Origin of the sequence: Streptomyces sp. NPDC050448, from assembly GCF_040655295.1 — a bacterium.
Classification (GTDB): Bacteria; Actinomycetota; Actinomycetes; order Streptomycetales; family Streptomycetaceae; genus Streptomyces.
This window is the reverse complement of the sequence record NZ_JBFAJR010000009.1, coordinates 40,966-57,023: the sequence shown is the minus strand read 5'-3', so window position 1 is coordinate 57,023 and position 16,058 is coordinate 40,966. Positions and strand designations below refer to the sequence as shown.

The 16,058-nt window shown below is 68.1% G+C and carries 12 protein-coding genes and 1 pseudogene; 8 read left to right on the top strand and 5 right to left on the bottom strand.

Annotated features, from left to right (window positions below; genetic code table 11):
* Window positions 1-7 precede the first annotated feature (7 nt).
* The 3 genes from AB0I68_RS13755 to AB0I68_RS13745 all read right to left on the bottom strand — a co-directional run bounded on the left by AB0I68_RS13755 (window position 8) and on the right by AB0I68_RS13745 (window position 3,079).
* The gene (locus AB0I68_RS13755; RefSeq protein WP_363177453.1) at window positions 8-1,537 is read right to left on the bottom strand and encodes a UDP-N-acetylglucosamine 1-carboxyvinyltransferase; all 1,530 of its coding nucleotides are present in this window, start codon (window positions 1,535-1,537) and stop codon (window positions 8-10) included.
* A 102-nt stretch (window positions 1,538-1,639) separates the two neighbouring features.
* Window positions 1,640-1,882 (bottom strand): hypothetical protein, encoded by a 243-nt coding sequence (locus tag AB0I68_RS13750; protein WP_363177562.1) that lies wholly within the window; start codon window positions 1,880-1,882, stop codon window positions 1,640-1,642.
* A gap of 216 nt (window positions 1,883-2,098) precedes the next feature.
* Window positions 2,099-3,079, bottom strand: coding sequence for a DUF5937 family protein (locus AB0I68_RS13745; RefSeq protein ID WP_363177452.1), 981 nt, complete (start codon window positions 3,077-3,079; stop codon window positions 2,099-2,101).
* Between the two features lie 74 nt (window positions 3,080-3,153).
* Here AB0I68_RS13745 and AB0I68_RS13740 point away from each other — a divergent pair, with 74 nt between their 5' ends.
* Entirely contained in the window at window positions 3,154-4,440 is a 1,287-nt protein-coding gene (locus AB0I68_RS13740; protein ID WP_363177451.1) for an MFS transporter, read from the top strand.
* 92 nt (window positions 4,441-4,532) lie between these two features.
* Here the strand turns inward: AB0I68_RS13740 and AB0I68_RS13735 are convergent, their stop codons facing one another.
* On the bottom strand, window positions 4,533-5,087 hold the full coding sequence (locus AB0I68_RS13735) for a winged helix-turn-helix domain-containing protein (RefSeq protein ID WP_363177450.1): 555 nt from the start codon (window positions 5,085-5,087) through the stop codon (window positions 4,533-4,535).
* A gap of 57 nt (window positions 5,088-5,144) precedes the next feature.
* On the opposite strand from AB0I68_RS13735, the gene AB0I68_RS13730 reads away from it, so the two are divergent.
* From AB0I68_RS13730 to AB0I68_RS13710, 5 genes are all read left to right on the top strand, one after another.
* Entirely contained in the window at window positions 5,145-6,050 is a 906-nt protein-coding gene (locus AB0I68_RS13730) for a S41 family peptidase (RefSeq protein ID WP_363177449.1), read from the top strand.
* A gap of 351 nt (window positions 6,051-6,401) precedes the next feature.
* Complete coding sequence (acnA, locus tag AB0I68_RS13725; RefSeq protein WP_363177448.1) at window positions 6,402-9,131, top strand: aconitate hydratase AcnA; 2,730 nt, start codon at window positions 6,402-6,404, stop codon at window positions 9,129-9,131.
* 297 nt (window positions 9,132-9,428) lie between these two features.
* Complete coding sequence (ngcE, locus tag AB0I68_RS13720) at window positions 9,429-10,862, top strand: N-acetylglucosamine/diacetylchitobiose ABC transporter substrate-binding protein (protein ID WP_363177447.1); 1,434 nt, start codon at window positions 9,429-9,431, stop codon at window positions 10,860-10,862.
* A gap of 23 nt (window positions 10,863-10,885) precedes the next feature.
* Complete coding sequence (locus AB0I68_RS13715; RefSeq protein WP_363177446.1) at window positions 10,886-11,830, top strand: sugar ABC transporter permease; 945 nt, start codon at window positions 10,886-10,888, stop codon at window positions 11,828-11,830.
* A 13-nt stretch (window positions 11,831-11,843) separates the two neighbouring features.
* Window positions 11,844-12,779, top strand: coding sequence for a carbohydrate ABC transporter permease (locus tag AB0I68_RS13710; protein ID WP_363177445.1), 936 nt, complete (start codon window positions 11,844-11,846; stop codon window positions 12,777-12,779).
* Here AB0I68_RS13710 and AB0I68_RS13705 read toward each other — a convergent pair.
* Window positions 12,772-13,175, bottom strand: a pseudogene (locus AB0I68_RS13705) (hypothetical protein); the annotation flags it as partial. The gene AB0I68_RS13710 and the pseudogene AB0I68_RS13705 overlap by 8 nt on opposite strands.
* 373 nt (window positions 13,176-13,548) lie before the next feature.
* Between AB0I68_RS13705 and AB0I68_RS13700 the strand changes: the two are divergent.
* Window positions 13,549-14,751 (top strand): ROK family transcriptional regulator, encoded by a 1,203-nt coding sequence (locus AB0I68_RS13700; protein WP_363177444.1) that lies wholly within the window; start codon window positions 13,549-13,551, stop codon window positions 14,749-14,751.
* Between the two features lie 117 nt (window positions 14,752-14,868).
* A complete protein-coding gene (locus AB0I68_RS13695; protein WP_363177443.1) occupies window positions 14,869-15,984 on the top strand; it encodes a substrate-binding domain-containing protein in 1,116 nt (371 codons plus the stop codon).
* The last annotated feature ends 74 nt before the right edge of the window (window positions 15,985-16,058 follow it).

The following is a 16,058-nucleotide window of genomic DNA, read 5'->3' as shown; positions in this document are numbered from 1 at the left end:
GGCTTGTTTAAATGTCGCGGAAGATTTCGATCTGGGCGCCGACCGAGTTGAGGCGTTCCGCCAGTTCCTCGTAGCCGCGGTTGATGACGTAGACGTTGCGCAGGACTGAGGTGCCCTCCGCCGCCATCATCGCCAGGAGGACGACCACCGCCGGGCGCAGGGCCGGCGGGCACATCATCTCCGCCGCCCGCCAGCGGGTGGGGCCCTCCACCAGGACGCGGTGGGGGTCCAGGAGTTGGAGGCGGCCGCCCAGGCGGTTCAGGTCCGTCAGGTAGATGGCCCGGTTGTCGTACACCCAGTCATGGATCAGGGTCTGCCCCTGGGCGACGGCCGCGATGGCCGCGAAGAACGGGACGTTGTCGATGTTCAGCCCGGGGAACGGCATCGGGTGGATCTTGTCGATCGGGGCCTCGAGCTTCGAGGGACGGACCGTCAGGTCGACCAGGCGGGTACGGCCGTTGTCCGCCGTGTACTCCGCGGAGCGGTCGTGGTCGAGGCCCATCTCCTCCAGCACCGCGAGCTCGATCTCCATGAACTCGATCGGGACCCGGCGGATCGTCAGCTCCGACTCCGTGACCACCGCGGCGGCGAGCAGGCTCATCGCCTCGACCGGGTCCTCGGAGGGGGAGTAGTCCACGTCCACGTCGATGTTCGGGACGCCGTGGACCGTGAGGGTGGTCGTGCCGATGCCCTCGACCTTGACGCCGAGCGCCTCCAGGAAGAAGCACAGGTCCTGGACCATGTAGTTGCTGGAGGCGTTGCGGATGACCGTGACGCCGTCGTGCCGGGCGGCGGCCAGCAGCGCGTTCTCGGTGACCGTGTCCCCGCGCTCGGTCAGCACGATCGGGCGGCCCGGGGAGACACCCGCCTCGACCTTCGCGTGGTAGATGCCCTCGGTCGCGGTGATGTCCAGGCCGAAGCGGCGCAGGGCGATCATGTGCGGCTCGATGGTGCGGGTGCCGAGGTCGCAGCCGCCGGCGTACGGCAGGCGGAACTGGTCCATCCGGTGCAGCAGCGGGCCCAGGAACATGATGATGCTCCGGGTGCGGCGGGCCGCGTCCGCGTCCATGGCGTCCATGTCGAGGTTGGCCGGCGGGACGATCTCGAGGTCCACGCCCTCGTTGATCCAGCGGGTGCGGACACCGATGGAGTTCAGGACCTCGAGGAGCCGGTAGACCTCCTCGATGCGGGCGACCCGGCGCAGGACCGTACGGCCCTTGTTGAGCAGCGTGGCGCACAGCAGCGCCACGCACGCGTTCTTGCTCGTCTTGACATCGATGGCGCCGGACAGCCGGCGGCCGCCGACGACCCGCAGATGCATCGGGCCGGCGTAGCCGAGAGAGACGATTTCGCTGTCGAGAGCTTCACCGATTCGGGCGATCATCTCAAGGCTGATGTTCTGGTTGCCGCGCTCGATCCGGTTCACGGCGCTCTGGCTGGTGCCGAGCGCATCCGCGAGCTGACTCTGTGTCCAGCCCCGGTGCTGCCGGGCGTCACGGATGAGCTTGCCGATGCGTACGAGGTAGTCGTCTGCCATGGATGCACCGTATCTCAGATATGAGATGCCTCCTGCTTCGGGTGTGGCAGGCGGGTGTTACGGACCGTCAGTTTCACCCGGATCTTTCCTGCATCTCGCTGATTACGGACATCTACCCCTTTGTCTGCATCGGCTAACCGTCGTCACCCGTCGGTGCCCGCAGGCGTGGTGCCGGCCGCCGTGCACCGCCGCGTACGAGGCCGGGCGCGGCCCGGATCCCGTCCGGGCTGCCCGGGCCGCCGCCGCGCGGCCCGCCGCCGAGTCCGCGTCGTGCACCACCCGGCCGCCGACCAGGGTCATCCGTACGCCGGTCCCGCTGATGCCGGCCACCGGACGGCGGGTCACATCCCGGTCCAGCAGCACCAGGTCCGCCGCCTTGCCCGGCTCCACTCGGGGAGAGCGTCGTCGCCGCGGTGGTCGCGCTGCCGGAGTCCGCGCGGGGTGCGCCGTCGGGCCGGCTGACCGTCCCGGCCGCGCTGACCGTGCGCACGTCCTCGCGCGCGCGACACGGACACGGAGGAGCGGGCCGCTGTCCCGTCCCGCCTCTTGCCGCTGTACGGATCAATGGGCGGCGGCCTGGAGCAGTGCCTCGGCCGCGCTGGTCCTCGCATACAGCACGAATCGGCCGGTGCGGTGGGCGCTGACCAACCCGGCGGCGCGAAGCGCGGTCAGTTGCTGGGAGACGCCGCCCGCGGTGAGACCGGTGCGCCGAGCCAGGTCGGTGGTGGAAGCCGGGGCGTGCAGCTCGGTCAGGAGCAGCGCCCGAGACCGTCCGACCACCGCCGCGAGGGCCTCGGGCGTCCGTGTCTCCGTACGCTCCCACAGGGTGGCGATGCCGCGCGGAGGGTAGCGCAGCGTCGGTTGCCAGTTCGGGCTGGTGATGGAGAAGATCCGGGGCCAGGCGAAGACGGAGGGCACCAGCAGCAGGCCGCGCCCGCCCAGCCCCTTGGCGCCCGAGCCGTGTCGCAGGGGCACCTGAAGTGTCTCGCTCGTCCAGGTGATGGCGGGGTCGAGATCGTTGAGCAGCCGATGTGCGCCACCCTCGGCGAGCAGTGTGGCCCGATGGAGCACTTCCCCCTTGAGCAGCGTGAGCATGCGCGGCCAGTACGGAGCCAGCGCGAGCTCCCAGTACGACTCGATGATCCCGGAGAGCTCGGCCAGCCCGGTCTCAGGAGCCGCTCGGAGCGCATCCAGGCGCTGCGAACTCGGACCGCCCATGCCATCGAGACCGGCCCGGACCCGCTCGGCAGGTGTGCTGCGAAGGACGGCCAGTTCCAGACCGAGATCAGGCTCCGGAGTGGACGGCGGCGGTGCGATGAAGACCGGGAGCGTCCTGGGCGGCTGCGGCAGGAGTTCGGCCAGCAGCCGCCAGTCCAGACCGGATGCTGCGAGTCGTGGTCGGACCTGCTCGACCCAGGGCCGGTGGAGGCAGTGGCCGGCCGGGTCCCTCAGCACCCTGGCGCTCGCCACGACCTCCCACAGCGGGGAGAAGGCGAACCGGGTATGTGCCAGGTCGCTGGCGGTGAAAGACAGTTCGAGCATGCCGGACCCCCGTTTCGATTCAGCGCAGTCTAAATTCGTGGAGCCGGCGCGCCCACGGCCAGCATGGTCGACTCATGACCACAGCTCAGCAGGCACTGACCTCCGGACCGCCCTCCGCATCGGCCGCAGAGCCCGGCCCGCCCCGCTCCCTGTTCCGCGACCAAGCCTTCCGGCGGTTGTTCACCGCCGCCGGGGTGAGCAAGCTCGGCAGCTCGGTCGGCCACCTCGCGATTCCCCTGGTGGCGGTATCGGCGCTGGACGCCTCCCCGGCCCAGGTCGGGTTGTTGGCGACGTTCAGCACGCTCGCGTTCCTGGTGATCGGTCTGCCCGCCGGAGCCTGGGTCGACCGGATGCGCAAGCGCCGTGTCATGATCGCTGCCGATCTGATCCGCGCCGCGGCTCTGACCTCCGTACCGATCGCCTGGGGGCTCGGAGTCCTCACGGTCGATCAGCTCTACGCCGTGGTACTGCTCGGGGGCATGGCCACAGTGTTCTTCGATGTGGCATCCCAGAGCCATCTCCCGGACCTGGTCGGACGGGACCGGCTGAGTGAGGCGAACGCCCACCTGGTGATGGCGGATGCGCTCACCCTGGTCGGCGGACGCAGCGCCGGTGGCTTCCTGTTGTCGGTGGTCACCGCACCGGTGGCGGTCGCCGTCGACGCGGTCAGCTACCTGTGGTCGGCGGCGTGTCTGCGGGGTGTCCGCCGAACCGAACCGGTCCCCAAGCGCCGGGCCGACGCGAATCTCGTGCGCGAGATCCGCGCGGGCCTGGGCTTCGTCTTCGCCGACCCCGTGCTTCGGCCCATCGCGATCGCAGGGGCCTGCACCAACCTGGCGATCCAGCTCTGCCAGACGATGCTGCCGGTCCTGGTAACTCGGCAGCTGGGACTGCCTGACTGGGTCCTCGGCCTGTTCTTCGCGGTCGGTGGCGTCGGGATATTCCTCGGTTCGCTGTCCGCCCGCCGGCTGGCCGGGCGGTTCGGCGCCGGCCGGGTGCTTTGGATGATGGGGCTCGGCGTGTCGCCGTTCGGGATTCCCGTCGCGCTCATCGACCGCGGACCGGCTCTCTGGCTTGCCGCCGGGGCCTGGCTGGTGGCGATGTTCAAAGTCGGCGTCGACAACGTGCTCAAGGTGAGCTTCCGGCAGAGCGTCACACCGGACGCGATGCTGGGCCGGATGAACGCCACGATGCGGTTCGTGCTGACCGGCGCGCTCTGCATCGGCTCCGCCCTGGCCGGCCTCCTCGGCCAGGCCGTCAGTGTCAGGGCGGCGCTGTGGGTGGGCGCGGTGGGGCTGGCCACGGTCTGGGTGCCGATCTTCTTCTCGCCGCTGCGGACCGCGCACGCACTGCCGAAGTGACACGTCTCGGCCGGCTGTCGAAGGCATGTGGTCCTCGGCGCCGAGTGCGACCGGGGCGTGGCAGCAGGATGCTCAGCCTTCGCTGCAAGAGGTCAGCGGTGTCCTTCGACGGAATGGGTGGTGCCGGTCGGCAGAGCCTGCTGATAGAGCGCTACCAACACGCCGTGCACGGGCTGGTCCTCCGCGTCTTCCTCGGCCTCGTCGACCAGTTTGGTGAGGGTCTCGCCGAGTTCTCTTGCCTTCGCGGGGCTGAGACGCAGGTGGCGCAGTGTCAGGTGGGTCTCAGCGGGTGAGCGGTCCAGCTCCTGGGCGACCGCGGCGAGCATCGCGGTGGTGCCTGCCGCTTGGGGTTCGGCGACGACCATGTGGCGGGCCGTGCGCTGGTAGTACTGCTCGGTACCGCCGCGGACCTGGCGGGTCTCGGCGATGTGGACCAGCCCGGCTTCGCGGAGCACTTTGAGGTGGTGGGCCACGTTGCCCTTCTTCGCGTCGAGCTGAGCCGCAAGCCGGCGGATGGTGGCAGGCCGTTGGCCCAGCGCGAAGAGCAACCGCTGTCGCAAGGGGTGAGCGAGCGCCGCGAACTGCTCAGGCGCACCGATCTCCAGGACATCCTCAGGAGGCGGCAAGTAGGAAGGCTGGTCGCGCATACCGAAAGTGTCTAATTTGCTTGACGCTTTCGCAAGGGCGGTGTTCTACTCCCCGCCATGACGACTTCTGCGAAGCTTCGGCCGCCCCGTGTCATCGACGAGACAGCCCGGCTCCTGACCGAGCACTATGTTTTCCCCGAGATAGCCGAGCAGCTCGCCGGCCTCCTGCGACGACGCCTCACCGAGGGCGCCTATGACGTCGACGGCGCCGAGGAGCTCGCCCGGCTGGTCACCGCGGACCTGCAGTCGGTCAACGGTGACCGGCACCTGAGCCTGAAATACCACGCCGACCCGGTGCCTCCCAAACAGGGGGCGGCCGTCCTGGAGTCCATGCGCCGGGACTTCGAGACCTCGCTGGGCGGTGCGCCCCGGGTGGAACTGCTCGACGGAGGGGTCGCCGTACTGGAGCTGGCACCGATGCTGTTCCCGCTGGAATGGACCGCCGAAGCGCTGAGCGCCGCGCTCACCCTGGCCTCCCGCGCCCAGGCGCTGATCGTGGACCTTCGCTCCAACCGTGGCGGTGACCCGGACACGGTCGCCTTCGTCTGCAGCTACCTACTGGACAAGCGCACCCACCTCAACACCATGTACTGGCGCGCCGGCGAGCGCAGCGAGCAGTCCTGGAGCCTGCCGCACGTTCCCGGCGCCTGCTTCGGCGGCAGCAAGCCGTTGTACGTGCTGTCCAGCGGCACCACCTTCTCTGCCGCCGAGGAGCTGGCGTACGACCTGCAGCAGCTCGGCCGCGCCGTCGTCGTCGGCGAGCGCACCCGCGGCGGCGCGCACCCGCGGGAGGGCTGGACGGTGCACCCGCATGTGGAGGCCACTATCCCTACGGGCCGTGCCGTCAACCCCGTCTCCGGCACCAACTGGGAGGGCATTGGTGTGCAGCCGGACATCCCTTGCGCCGCTGCTGACTCCCTCGACCACGCGCACAAGCTGGCCCTCGCCCGACTGGCAGGCTGACGCGGTTCAGCCCACCGGCAGTACTGCGCGCAGTGCCTCCCCCTGTCCACGCCCAGCCGACGCCGACATACGACACCCCCAGCCTGCTCACCCCTCACGACTGGGTTCGCTGTCAGAGAAGCCGAAACGGCTCGGTTCGTTGTCAAACGGCTCGTTTGGATGACAAGGGACAAGCGAGTGCGTGCCTCGTCCCTGCCCCGGACATGTACTAGAGTTATCTCGACATCGAGATATCTGCCAAAGGCGTACCGCAGCCGTCCCGCTGGTAAGGGTTACCTAACTTAGCCTCACCTTAGCGGATTGGCCAGAGCGCCACGCGGCAGGATTGCGGTACTACGCGCGAATTCATGCATGAAGGAGACTGTCGTGTCGGCGAACAGCTTCGACGCCCGCAGCACGCTGCAGGTGGGCGACGAGTCGTACGAGATCTTCCGGCTGGACAAGGTTGAGGGCTCGGCCCGCCTTCCCTACAGCCTGAAGGTGCTGCTGGAGAACCTGCTCCGCACCGAGGACGGCGCGAACATCACCGCCGACCACATCCGGTCGCTCGGCAACTGGGACTCGCAGGCCCAGCCCAGCGAGGAGATCCAGTTCACGCCGGCCCGCGTGATCATGCAGGACTTCACCGGCGTCCCCTGCGTCGTCGACCTCGCCACCATGCGTGAGGCCGTGAAGGCCCTCGGCGGCGACCCGTCGAAGATCAACCCGCTGGCCCCGGCCGAGCTGGTCATCGACCACTCGGTCATCGCCGACAAGTTCGGCACCCAGGACGCGTTCGCCCAGAACGTGGAGCTGGAGTACGGCCGCAACAAGGAGCGCTACCAGTTCCTGCGCTGGGGCCAGACCGCCTTCGACGAGTTCAAGGTCGTCCCCCCGGGCACCGGCATCGTCCACCAGGTCAACATCGAGCACCTGGCCCGCACGGTCATGGTCCGCGGTGGTGTGGCGTACCCCGACACCCTCGTCGGCACCGACTCGCACACCACCATGGTCAACGGCCTGGGCGTGCTGGGCTGGGGCGTCGGCGGCATCGAGGCCGAGGCCGCGATGCTCGGCCAGCCGGTCTCCATGCTGATCCCGCGCGTCGTGGGCTTCAAGCTCACCGGCGAGCTGCCGACCGGCACCACCGCCACCGACCTCGTGCTGACCATCACCGAGATGCTGCGCAAGCACGGTGTCGTCGGCAAGTTCGTCGAGTTCTACGGCGAGGGCGTCTCCGCCACCTCGCTGGCGAACCGCGCCACCATCGGCAACATGTCGCCGGAGTTCGGCTCCACCGCCGCGATCTTCCCGATCGACGACGAGACCCTGAAGTACCTGCGCCTGACCGGCCGCGACGCCCAGCAGGTCGCGCTCGTCGAGGCGTACGCCAAGGAGCAGGGCCTGTGGCTGGACCCGGCCGCCGAGCCGGACTTCTCCGAGAAGCTGGAGCTCGACCTCTCCACGGTCGTCCCCTCCATCGCCGGCCCGAAGCGCCCGCAGGACCGCATCGTCCTGGCCAACGCCGCCGAGCAGTTCGCGCAGGACGTGCGCAACTACGTCAGCGAGGACGAGGAGGCCGGCAAGGAGTCCTTCCCGGCGTCCGACGCCCCGGCCGCCGTCAACGGCGTGCCGACCCGCCCGACGCTGGTCACCCTGGCCGACGGCTCCTCGTTCGAGATCGACCACGGTGCCGTCACCGTCGCCGCGATCACCTCCTGCACCAACACCTCGAACCCCTACGTCATGGTGGCCGCGGCCCTCGTGGCGAAGAAGGCGGTCGAGAAGGGCCTGTCCCGCAAGCCGTGGGTCAAGACCACCCTGGCCCCGGGCTCGAAGGTCGTCACCGACTACTTCGACAAGGCCGGCCTGACCCCGTACCTCGACAAGATGGGCTTCAACCTCGTCGGGTACGGCTGCACCACCTGCATCGGCAACTCCGGTCCGCTGGACGAGGAGATCTCGAAGGCGATCAACGAGCACGACCTCGCGGTCACCTCGGTGCTCTCCGGCAACCGCAACTTCGAGGGCCGGATCAACCCCGACGTCAAGATGAACTACCTGGCCTCCCCGCCGCTGGTCGTCGCGTACGCCATCGCGGGCTCCATGAAGGTGGACATCACCAAGGACGCCATCGGCATCGACACCGAGGGCAAGCCGGTCTTCCTCCAGGACATCTGGCCGTCGGAGGCCGAGGTCAACGACGTCGTGGCGAACGCCATCGGCGAGGACATGTTCAACAAGTCCTACCAGGACGTCTTCGCGGGCGACGCCCAGTGGCAGGCGCTGTCGATCCCGACCGGCAACACCTTCGAGTGGGACCCGCAGTCCACCTACGTCCGCAAGCCCCCCTACTTCGAGGGCATGACGATGGAGACCACCCCGGTCTCCGACATCGCCGGCGCGCGCGTGCTGGCGAAGCTGGGCGACTCGGTCACCACCGACCACATCTCCCCGGCCGGTGCGATCAAGGCCGACACCCCGGCCGGCAAGTACCTCACCGAGCACGGCGTCGAGCGCCGCGACTTCAACTCGTACGGTTCCCGCCGCGGCAACCACGAGGTCATGATCCGCGGTACGTTCGCCAACATCCGCCTGCGCAACCAGATCGCGCCGGGCACCGAGGGCGGCTTCACCCGCGACTTCACGGTCGAGGGCGCGCCGGTCGCGTTCATCTACGACGCCTCGCAGAACTACCAGGCCGCCGGCATCCCGCTGGTCATCCTGGCGGGCAAGGAGTACGGCTCGGGCTCGTCCCGCGACTGGGCGGCCAAGGGCACCGCGCTGCTCGGCGTCAAGGCCGTCATCGCCGAGTCCTACGAGCGCATCCACCGCTCGAACCTGATCGGCATGGGCGTGCTGCCCCTGCAGTTCCCGGAGGGCGCCTCGGCGGCCGCGCTGGGCCTCACCGGCGAGGAGACCTTCTCCTTCACCGGTGTGGAGGAGCTGAACAACGGCACCACCCCGCGCACGGTCAAGGTCACCACCGACACCGGTGTGGAGTTCGACGCGGTCGTCCGCATCGACACCCCCGGCGAGGCGGACTACTACCGCAACGGCGGCATCATGCAGTACGTGCTCCGCAACCTCATCCGAGGCTGAGCGCAGTAGCGGCACCAAAGGGCCGTATCCCCGTCAAGGGGGTACGGCCCTTCCGCTTTTCCGGGCCCGATCCAGGTTTCGGGGAGGTCTCAACTCGGAAAAGCTGATGGACATCCGTGTGCATGATCTTGCTCACACGAGCGGAAGTGGACTATACCTGTGCCCGTCCGGATCACCGCATTACGAGCGGCACCGGACCGGGGGATGGCGGGGACCTGCGGCGATGTCCGCATGTGCGGTGACCACGGGCTTTCGCCGAGTCCCGGCCTCCTTCACACTTCTGACGAAGGCGAGGACATGAGCATGGGATCCACTGGTGAGGGCATCGGCCGCCGTGACCTGATCAAGCGCTCCGCAGCGCTGGGACTGATCTCGGTGCCCACGATGAGCTTCCTGTCCGCCTGCGCCTCCGGCGGTGAGGACACTTCCACGAAGGGTCCGGACAAGGGTGCGGTGACCAAGGAGAACCCCTTCGGCGTGGCCAAGGGCGGCAAGCTGGACGTCGTCGTCTTCAAGGGCGGGTTCGGCGACGACTACGCGAAGGCCTGGGAGGCCGCCTTCGACAAGAAGTGGAACACCACCACCTCCCACCTGGGCACCCAGGAGATCGCCGCCAAGCTCCAGCCACGCTTCAACGGCGGCAACCCGCCGGACGTCATCGACGACTCCGGCGCCCAGCAGATCAAGGTCGACGTCCTCGCCAAGGGCGGCCAGCTCGCCGAGCTCACCTCGGTGCTCGAGGCGCCCTCGCTCGACGACCCGGGCAAGAAGGTCCGGGACATGCTCATCCCCGGCACCGTCGAACAGGGCACCCAGGGTGGCAAGTTCGTCGCCCTCTACTACGTCTACACGGTGTTCGGCTTCTGGTACTCGGGCAAGCTCTTCAAGGAGAAGGGCTGGGCCGAGCCGAAGACCTGGGACCAGTTCCTCGACATCTGCACCAAGGCCAAGGCCGCGGGCATCGGCGGACTCGCCCACCAGGGCAAGTACCCGTACTACATCAACGTCGTCATCATGGACCTGATCGCCAAGAAGGGCGGTCTGGAGGCCATGAAGGCGATCGACAACCTCGAGCCGAACGCCTTCGAGGGCAACCCCGCCGCCCTCGCCGCCATCGAGGCGGTCTACGAGATCGTCGAGAAGGACCTGCTGATGGCCGGCACCAACGGCCTCACCCACACGGAGTCCCAGACCGCCTGGAACCAGTACAAGGCCGCGTTCATCCCCTCCGGCTCATGGCTGGAGAACGAGCAGCTCAAGCAGACCCCGGACGACTTCGACATGAAGTTCCTGCCGGTGCCGACGCTGGCCGACAGCAAGCTGCCCTTCGAGGCCATCCGGGCCGGCGCGGGCGAGCCCTTCATCGTCCCGGAGAAGGCCGCCAACAAGGCCGGCGGCCTGGAGTTCCTCCGCTCGATGCTGTCCCGCGAATGGTCGACCCTCTTCGCCCAGCAGGCGAACTCCCTCACCGTGGTCAAGGACGGCGTCGACCCGAACGTCAAGCTCCGCCCGGGCACGGCATCGGCGGTCGCGGCCGTCAAGACGGCCGGGTCGAACACCTTCAGCTACCTGTACCCCGACTGGTACAGCGAGATGGACACCGAGATCCAGAACGCGTCCAATGAGCTGATGGCCAAGCGGATCCAGCCAAAGGAATGGATCAAGCGGGCCCAGGCTGCGGTAGACAAGGCTGCCAAGGACCCGAACGCCAAGAACAACCACCGCAGCTGACATACGTCCAAGAGGCGGACACCATGAGCCAAGTAGCCCAGGGCAAGGGACGGATCGGCTTCATCGCCGGCTTCCTGTTCCTGCCGCTCGCGCTGTATCTGACTTTCGTCATCTGGCCGTACATCCAGACGTTCGGCTACTCCTTCACCAACTGGTCGGGACAGTCGCCCACGTTCGACTTCGTCGGCCTGGACAACTACGCGGCGCTGATGAAGGACGAGGTCTTCCGCGGCGCCCTGTGGCACAACCTGCTGCTCCTGGTGTTCGTCCCGACCGTCACCATCCTGCTGGCCCTCTTCTTCGCCTTCATGGTGAACGCGGGAGGGCGCAGCGGGGCGGGCGGGGTGCGGGGCGTCCGCGGCTCCTCCTTCTACAAGATCGTCTACTTCTTCCCGCAGGTCCTCTCCCTCGCCATCCTCGCCGTGCTCTTCGGCGCCGTGTACCGCAGCGACGAGGGCGGCCTGCTCAACGGATTCCTCACCAAGCTGGGCCTGGTCGACCCGGCCCACCCCGTCGAATGGCTCAACCAGCCCGACCTCGTCCTGTGGTGCCTGCTCCTGGTGGTGGTCTGGCACGGAGTCGGCTTCTACCTGGTCCTCTTCTCGGCCGCCATGCAGTCCGTACCCAAGGACATCTACGAGGCCGCCCTGCTCGACGGCGCGGGGCGCGCCCAGACCTTCTTCAAGGTCACTCTGCCGCTGCTGTGGGACTCCGTGCAGACCTCCGCGGTCTACCTGGGCATCGCCGCGATGGACATGTTCGTCCTGGTGTCGACGATGACTTCCGGGCAGTTCGGCGGCGGACCCGACCACCACAGCGAGGTCATGGCCACGGTGCTGATGCGCAACTTCCTGTACTTCGGCAAGAGCGGCTACGCCTGCGCCATGGGCGTGGTCATGCTCGTCCTGACCATGATCCTCTCCATCATCACGCTGCGCGCCACCCGCCGCGAGCGCATCGAGTTCTGAGAGGGGTCCCACGATGAGTGCACAGTCCACAGTGATCAAGGCACCGGGCGAGGCCTCGGCCGAACGGTCCGGCGGCAGCGGGCGCCCCGGGGAGGGCGCGGACCGCGGCTCCGACGGCACGGTGCTGAACGTCTTCTCGCACGGGTTCCTCGCCGTCTGGGCGATACTGATCGTCCTGCCCCTGATCTGGCTGGCGCTCGGCTCGTTCAAGACCGATGCCCAGATCGGCGGATCGGCCCTCAGCCGGCCCTCCAACTGGCACTTCGACGCCTTCTCCCGGGCCTGGGACAAGGGCATCGGCGACTACTTCGCCCACACGCTGATCGTGATGGTGTTCTCGGTCCCGCTGACCATGCTGCTCGGCTCGATGGCGGCGTACGTGCTGGCCCGCTACCCCTTCCCGGGGAACCGGCTCTTCTACTACTTCTTCGTCAGCGGGGCGATGTTCCCCGTCTTCCTGGCACTCGTCCCGCTGTTCTTCATGGTCAAGCGCCTGGACATGCTCAACACGTACCAGGGTCTGATCCTGGTGTACGTGGCCTACTCGATGCCCTTCACCGTCTTCTTCATGCATTCGTTCTTCCGGACGCTGCCGACGGCCGTGCACGAGGCGGCGGTGATCGACGGGGCCTCCGACACGCGGATCTTCTTCCAGGTGATGCTGCCGATGGCCAAGCCCGGCCTGATCAGCGTCGGGATATTCAATGTCCTGGGCCAGTGGAACCAGTACATCCTGCCCTCCGTGCTGATGCAGCCGCAGACCGGATCGGACCCCGAGCGCTACATGCTCACCCAGGGCCTGATCCAGCTGCAGTACCAGATGGGGTACGAGACGGACCTGCCGGTGCTGTTCGCCGGCGTGACCATCGCGATGATCCCGATGCTGGTGGTCTACCTGTCCTTCCAGCGCCAGATCCAGGCCGGCCTGACCTCCGCCACCCTCAAGTAGCGGGGCGGCGACGGCCGGGGGCGACGCCGGACGCCCCCTGGAACCAGGTGCCGAAGGGGCGGATGTACAGGGTCTTCAGGAACTGCGTGAGCGTGCAGTACGCCAGCAGTACGCCGATCAGCCACGGGAAGTAGCTCGCCGGCAGGGCCACGAAGCCCAGCGACCCGGCCGGCGGCGAGAAGGGCAGGTACAGCCCGGTCAGCACCGCGAGCACGGTCATCACCATCACCGGCCAGGAGGCGCCGTGTTGCCGAAGGTGGTCCGGCCCTGGATCACGCCCTGCTCCAGGACGGTCAGGTCCTTCTCCAGCAGGATGATGTCCGCCGACTCCTTGGCGATGTCGACCGCGGTGTCGACGGAGATGCCGGCATCGGCGTCGCGCAGCGCGGCGGCGTCGCAGCCGTGCGCACTCAGGGAAAGATCAGCTGATCAAGGTCAGCCGACGAGAGCGCTGCAAAGACTTCGATCGGGACTCATCCCGAACACCTCCTTGCGTAGCGCTGTCATTGCAGGGCGCCCGATCCGGCCGGAGAGGCCGCAGAGGACCGGCGCCTCAGCGACCGTAGCATGATCTAGAAGGATGTCTCTCATACTTATGGCCGGTAGTGACCGATTCGTTCCGTGTCAGCCTCTTGACGTCTGGAGAGCCAAAGGCTCGACTTAAGGTTCACAAGTTGGAGAGACGCCGGGGTCTTCGGAGTACCAAGCCGCGATCGCCGGCTCGGGGGGCGACGGTCGGCCGTCGCTCATGGGCAGGAGTGGATGAGTCGTGCAGACTCCCGGATCGCAGTCTTCGCTGCACCGCGCGAATCTCGAACGGGTCGTGCGGGCGGTGCGGCTCGCGGGTTCGCTGACCCAGGCGGAGATCGCCCGGTCCACCGGACTGTCGGCGGCCACGGTCTCCAACATCGTCCGCGAGCTCAAGGACGGTGGGACCGTCGAGGTCACGGACACCTCGGCCGGCGGCCGGCGGGCGCGCAGCGTCTCGCTCAGCGGCGACGCGGGCATCGTGATCGGCGTGGACTTCGGCCACACGCACCTGCGGGTGGCGGTCGGCAACCTCGCCCACCAGGTACTGGCCGAGGAGTCGGCCCCGCTGGACGTGGACGCCTCCTGGGCGGACGGCTTCGACCGGGCGGAAGCCCTGGTCGGAGAGCTGATCGCGGGCATCGGGGTGGGCCTGGAGAAGGTCATCGGCGTCGGGCTCGGCGTCCCCGGCCCCATCGATGTGGAGTCCGGCACCCTGGGCTCCACCGCGATCCTGCCGGGCTGGGCCGGGATCAACCCGCGCCAGGAGCTCTCGCAGCGCCTCGGCGTGCCCGTGTACGTGGACAACGACGCCAACCTCGGAGCGCTCGGGGAGCTGGTGTGGGGGAGCGGCCGGGGGGTCAAGGACCTCGCGTACATCAAGGTCGCCAGCGGTGTCGGCGCCGGCCTGGTGATCAACGGCCAGATCTACCGGGGGCCCGGCGGCACCGCGGGCGAGATCGGGCACATCACCCTGGACGAGTCCGGCCCGGTCTGCCGCTGCGGCAACCGCGGCTGCCTGGAGACCTTCGCCGCGGCCCGGTACGTGCTGCCGCTGCTCCAGAGCACGCACGGGCCCGAACTCACCATGGAGCGGGTGGTCGAACTGGCCCGGGAGGGTGATCCGGGATGCCGCCGGGTCATCGCCGACGTGGGCCGCCATGTGGGTAGTGGTGTCGCGAACCTGTGCAACGTTCTGAACCCGAGCCGCGTGGTGCTCGGCGGTTCGCTGGCGGAGGCCGGTGAACTGATCCTGACCCCCATACGCGAGTCTGTGGGGCGGTACGCGATCCCCAGCGCGGCACGGCAACTGTCCGTGCTCACCGGGTCGTTGGGCGGTCGGGCCGAGGTGCTGGGCGCGCTGGCCCTGGTGCTGAGCGAGATGGGCGATTCGACCCTTCTGGCCGGTTCGCCGAACCTCAAGCTCTTGCCTTCAGTTAGATAACGGATGGCACCGTTGTCATCTCGTTAAGGATTCACTCCTTGACGGCAAACTGCGGCCGAGGTTGACTCACGTCCACCTCGGCCGCGCTGTTGCGGCCTCGTCAGGGAGGTTCAAGAAATGAACACGCTCATGCGTAGAGCCGCCGTAGCCGTCGCCGCCACCGCCATGGCCGCTTCCCTTGCCGCCTGTGGCAGCGCCAAGGAAGCCGGCGAGAAGCCGAAGGAGTCCGGCTCGGCCGCCGCGGGTGGGGCGATCAAGATCGGTCTGCTCCTGCCGGAGAACCAGACCGCGCGCTACGAGAAGTTCGACAAGCCGCTCTTCGAGAAGAAGGTCGCCGAGCTCACCGGCGGCAAGGCCGAGGTCGTCTACGCCAACGCCAAGCAGGACGCGACCACGCAGAACTCGCAGGTCGACACGATGATCACCAACAAGGTGAACGTCCTCGTCGTCGACGCGGTCGACTCCAAGGCCATCGCCGGCGCGGTCAAGAAGGCCAAGGACAAGGGCATCCCCGTCGTCTCCTACGACCGCCTCGCCGAGGGCCCGATCGACGCCTACACCTCCTTCGACAACGAAGAGGTCGGCAAGGTCCAGGGCAAGGCCCTGCTCGAGGCCCTGGGCGACAAGGCCAAGGACGGCCAGATCGTCATGATGAACGGGTCGGTCACCGACCCGAACGCCGCCCTCTTCAAGAAGGGTGCGCACTCCGTCCTCGATGGCAAGGTGACCATCGGCAAGGAGTACGACACCAAGGAGTGGAAGCCGGAGAACGCCAACACCAACATGGCGGGTGCCATCTCCGCGCTCGGCAAGGACAAGATCGTCGGCGTCTACTCCGCCAACGACGGCATGGCCGGCGGCATCATCACCGCCCTCAAGGCGGCCGGCATGGACCCGCTGCCCCCGGTCACCGGCCAGGACGCGGAGCTCGCCGGTGTGCAGCGGATCGTTGCGGGCGAGCAGTTCATGAGCGTCTACAAGCCGTACGCCCCCGAGGCCGAGGCCGCCGCGAAGATGGCCGTCGCGCTCGCCAAGGGCGAGAAGCTGGACGGTGTCACCACATCCAAGGTCGACAGCCCCTCCGCCCAGGGCATTCCCTCGGTTCTGGTCCCCGTTGTCTCGCTGACCAAGAACAACATCAAGGACACTGTCATCAAGGACGGTGTCTACACGGCCGACGAGATCTGCACCGACAAGTACGCGGCCGCCTGCACCACCCTCGGCCTGAAGTAGGCCGGCCGGGCCTCACCCGGGGCCCGCTGTAGGCCACCCCGGCCCGAAAGGGCCGGTCCGGCCGCACGCAGGTC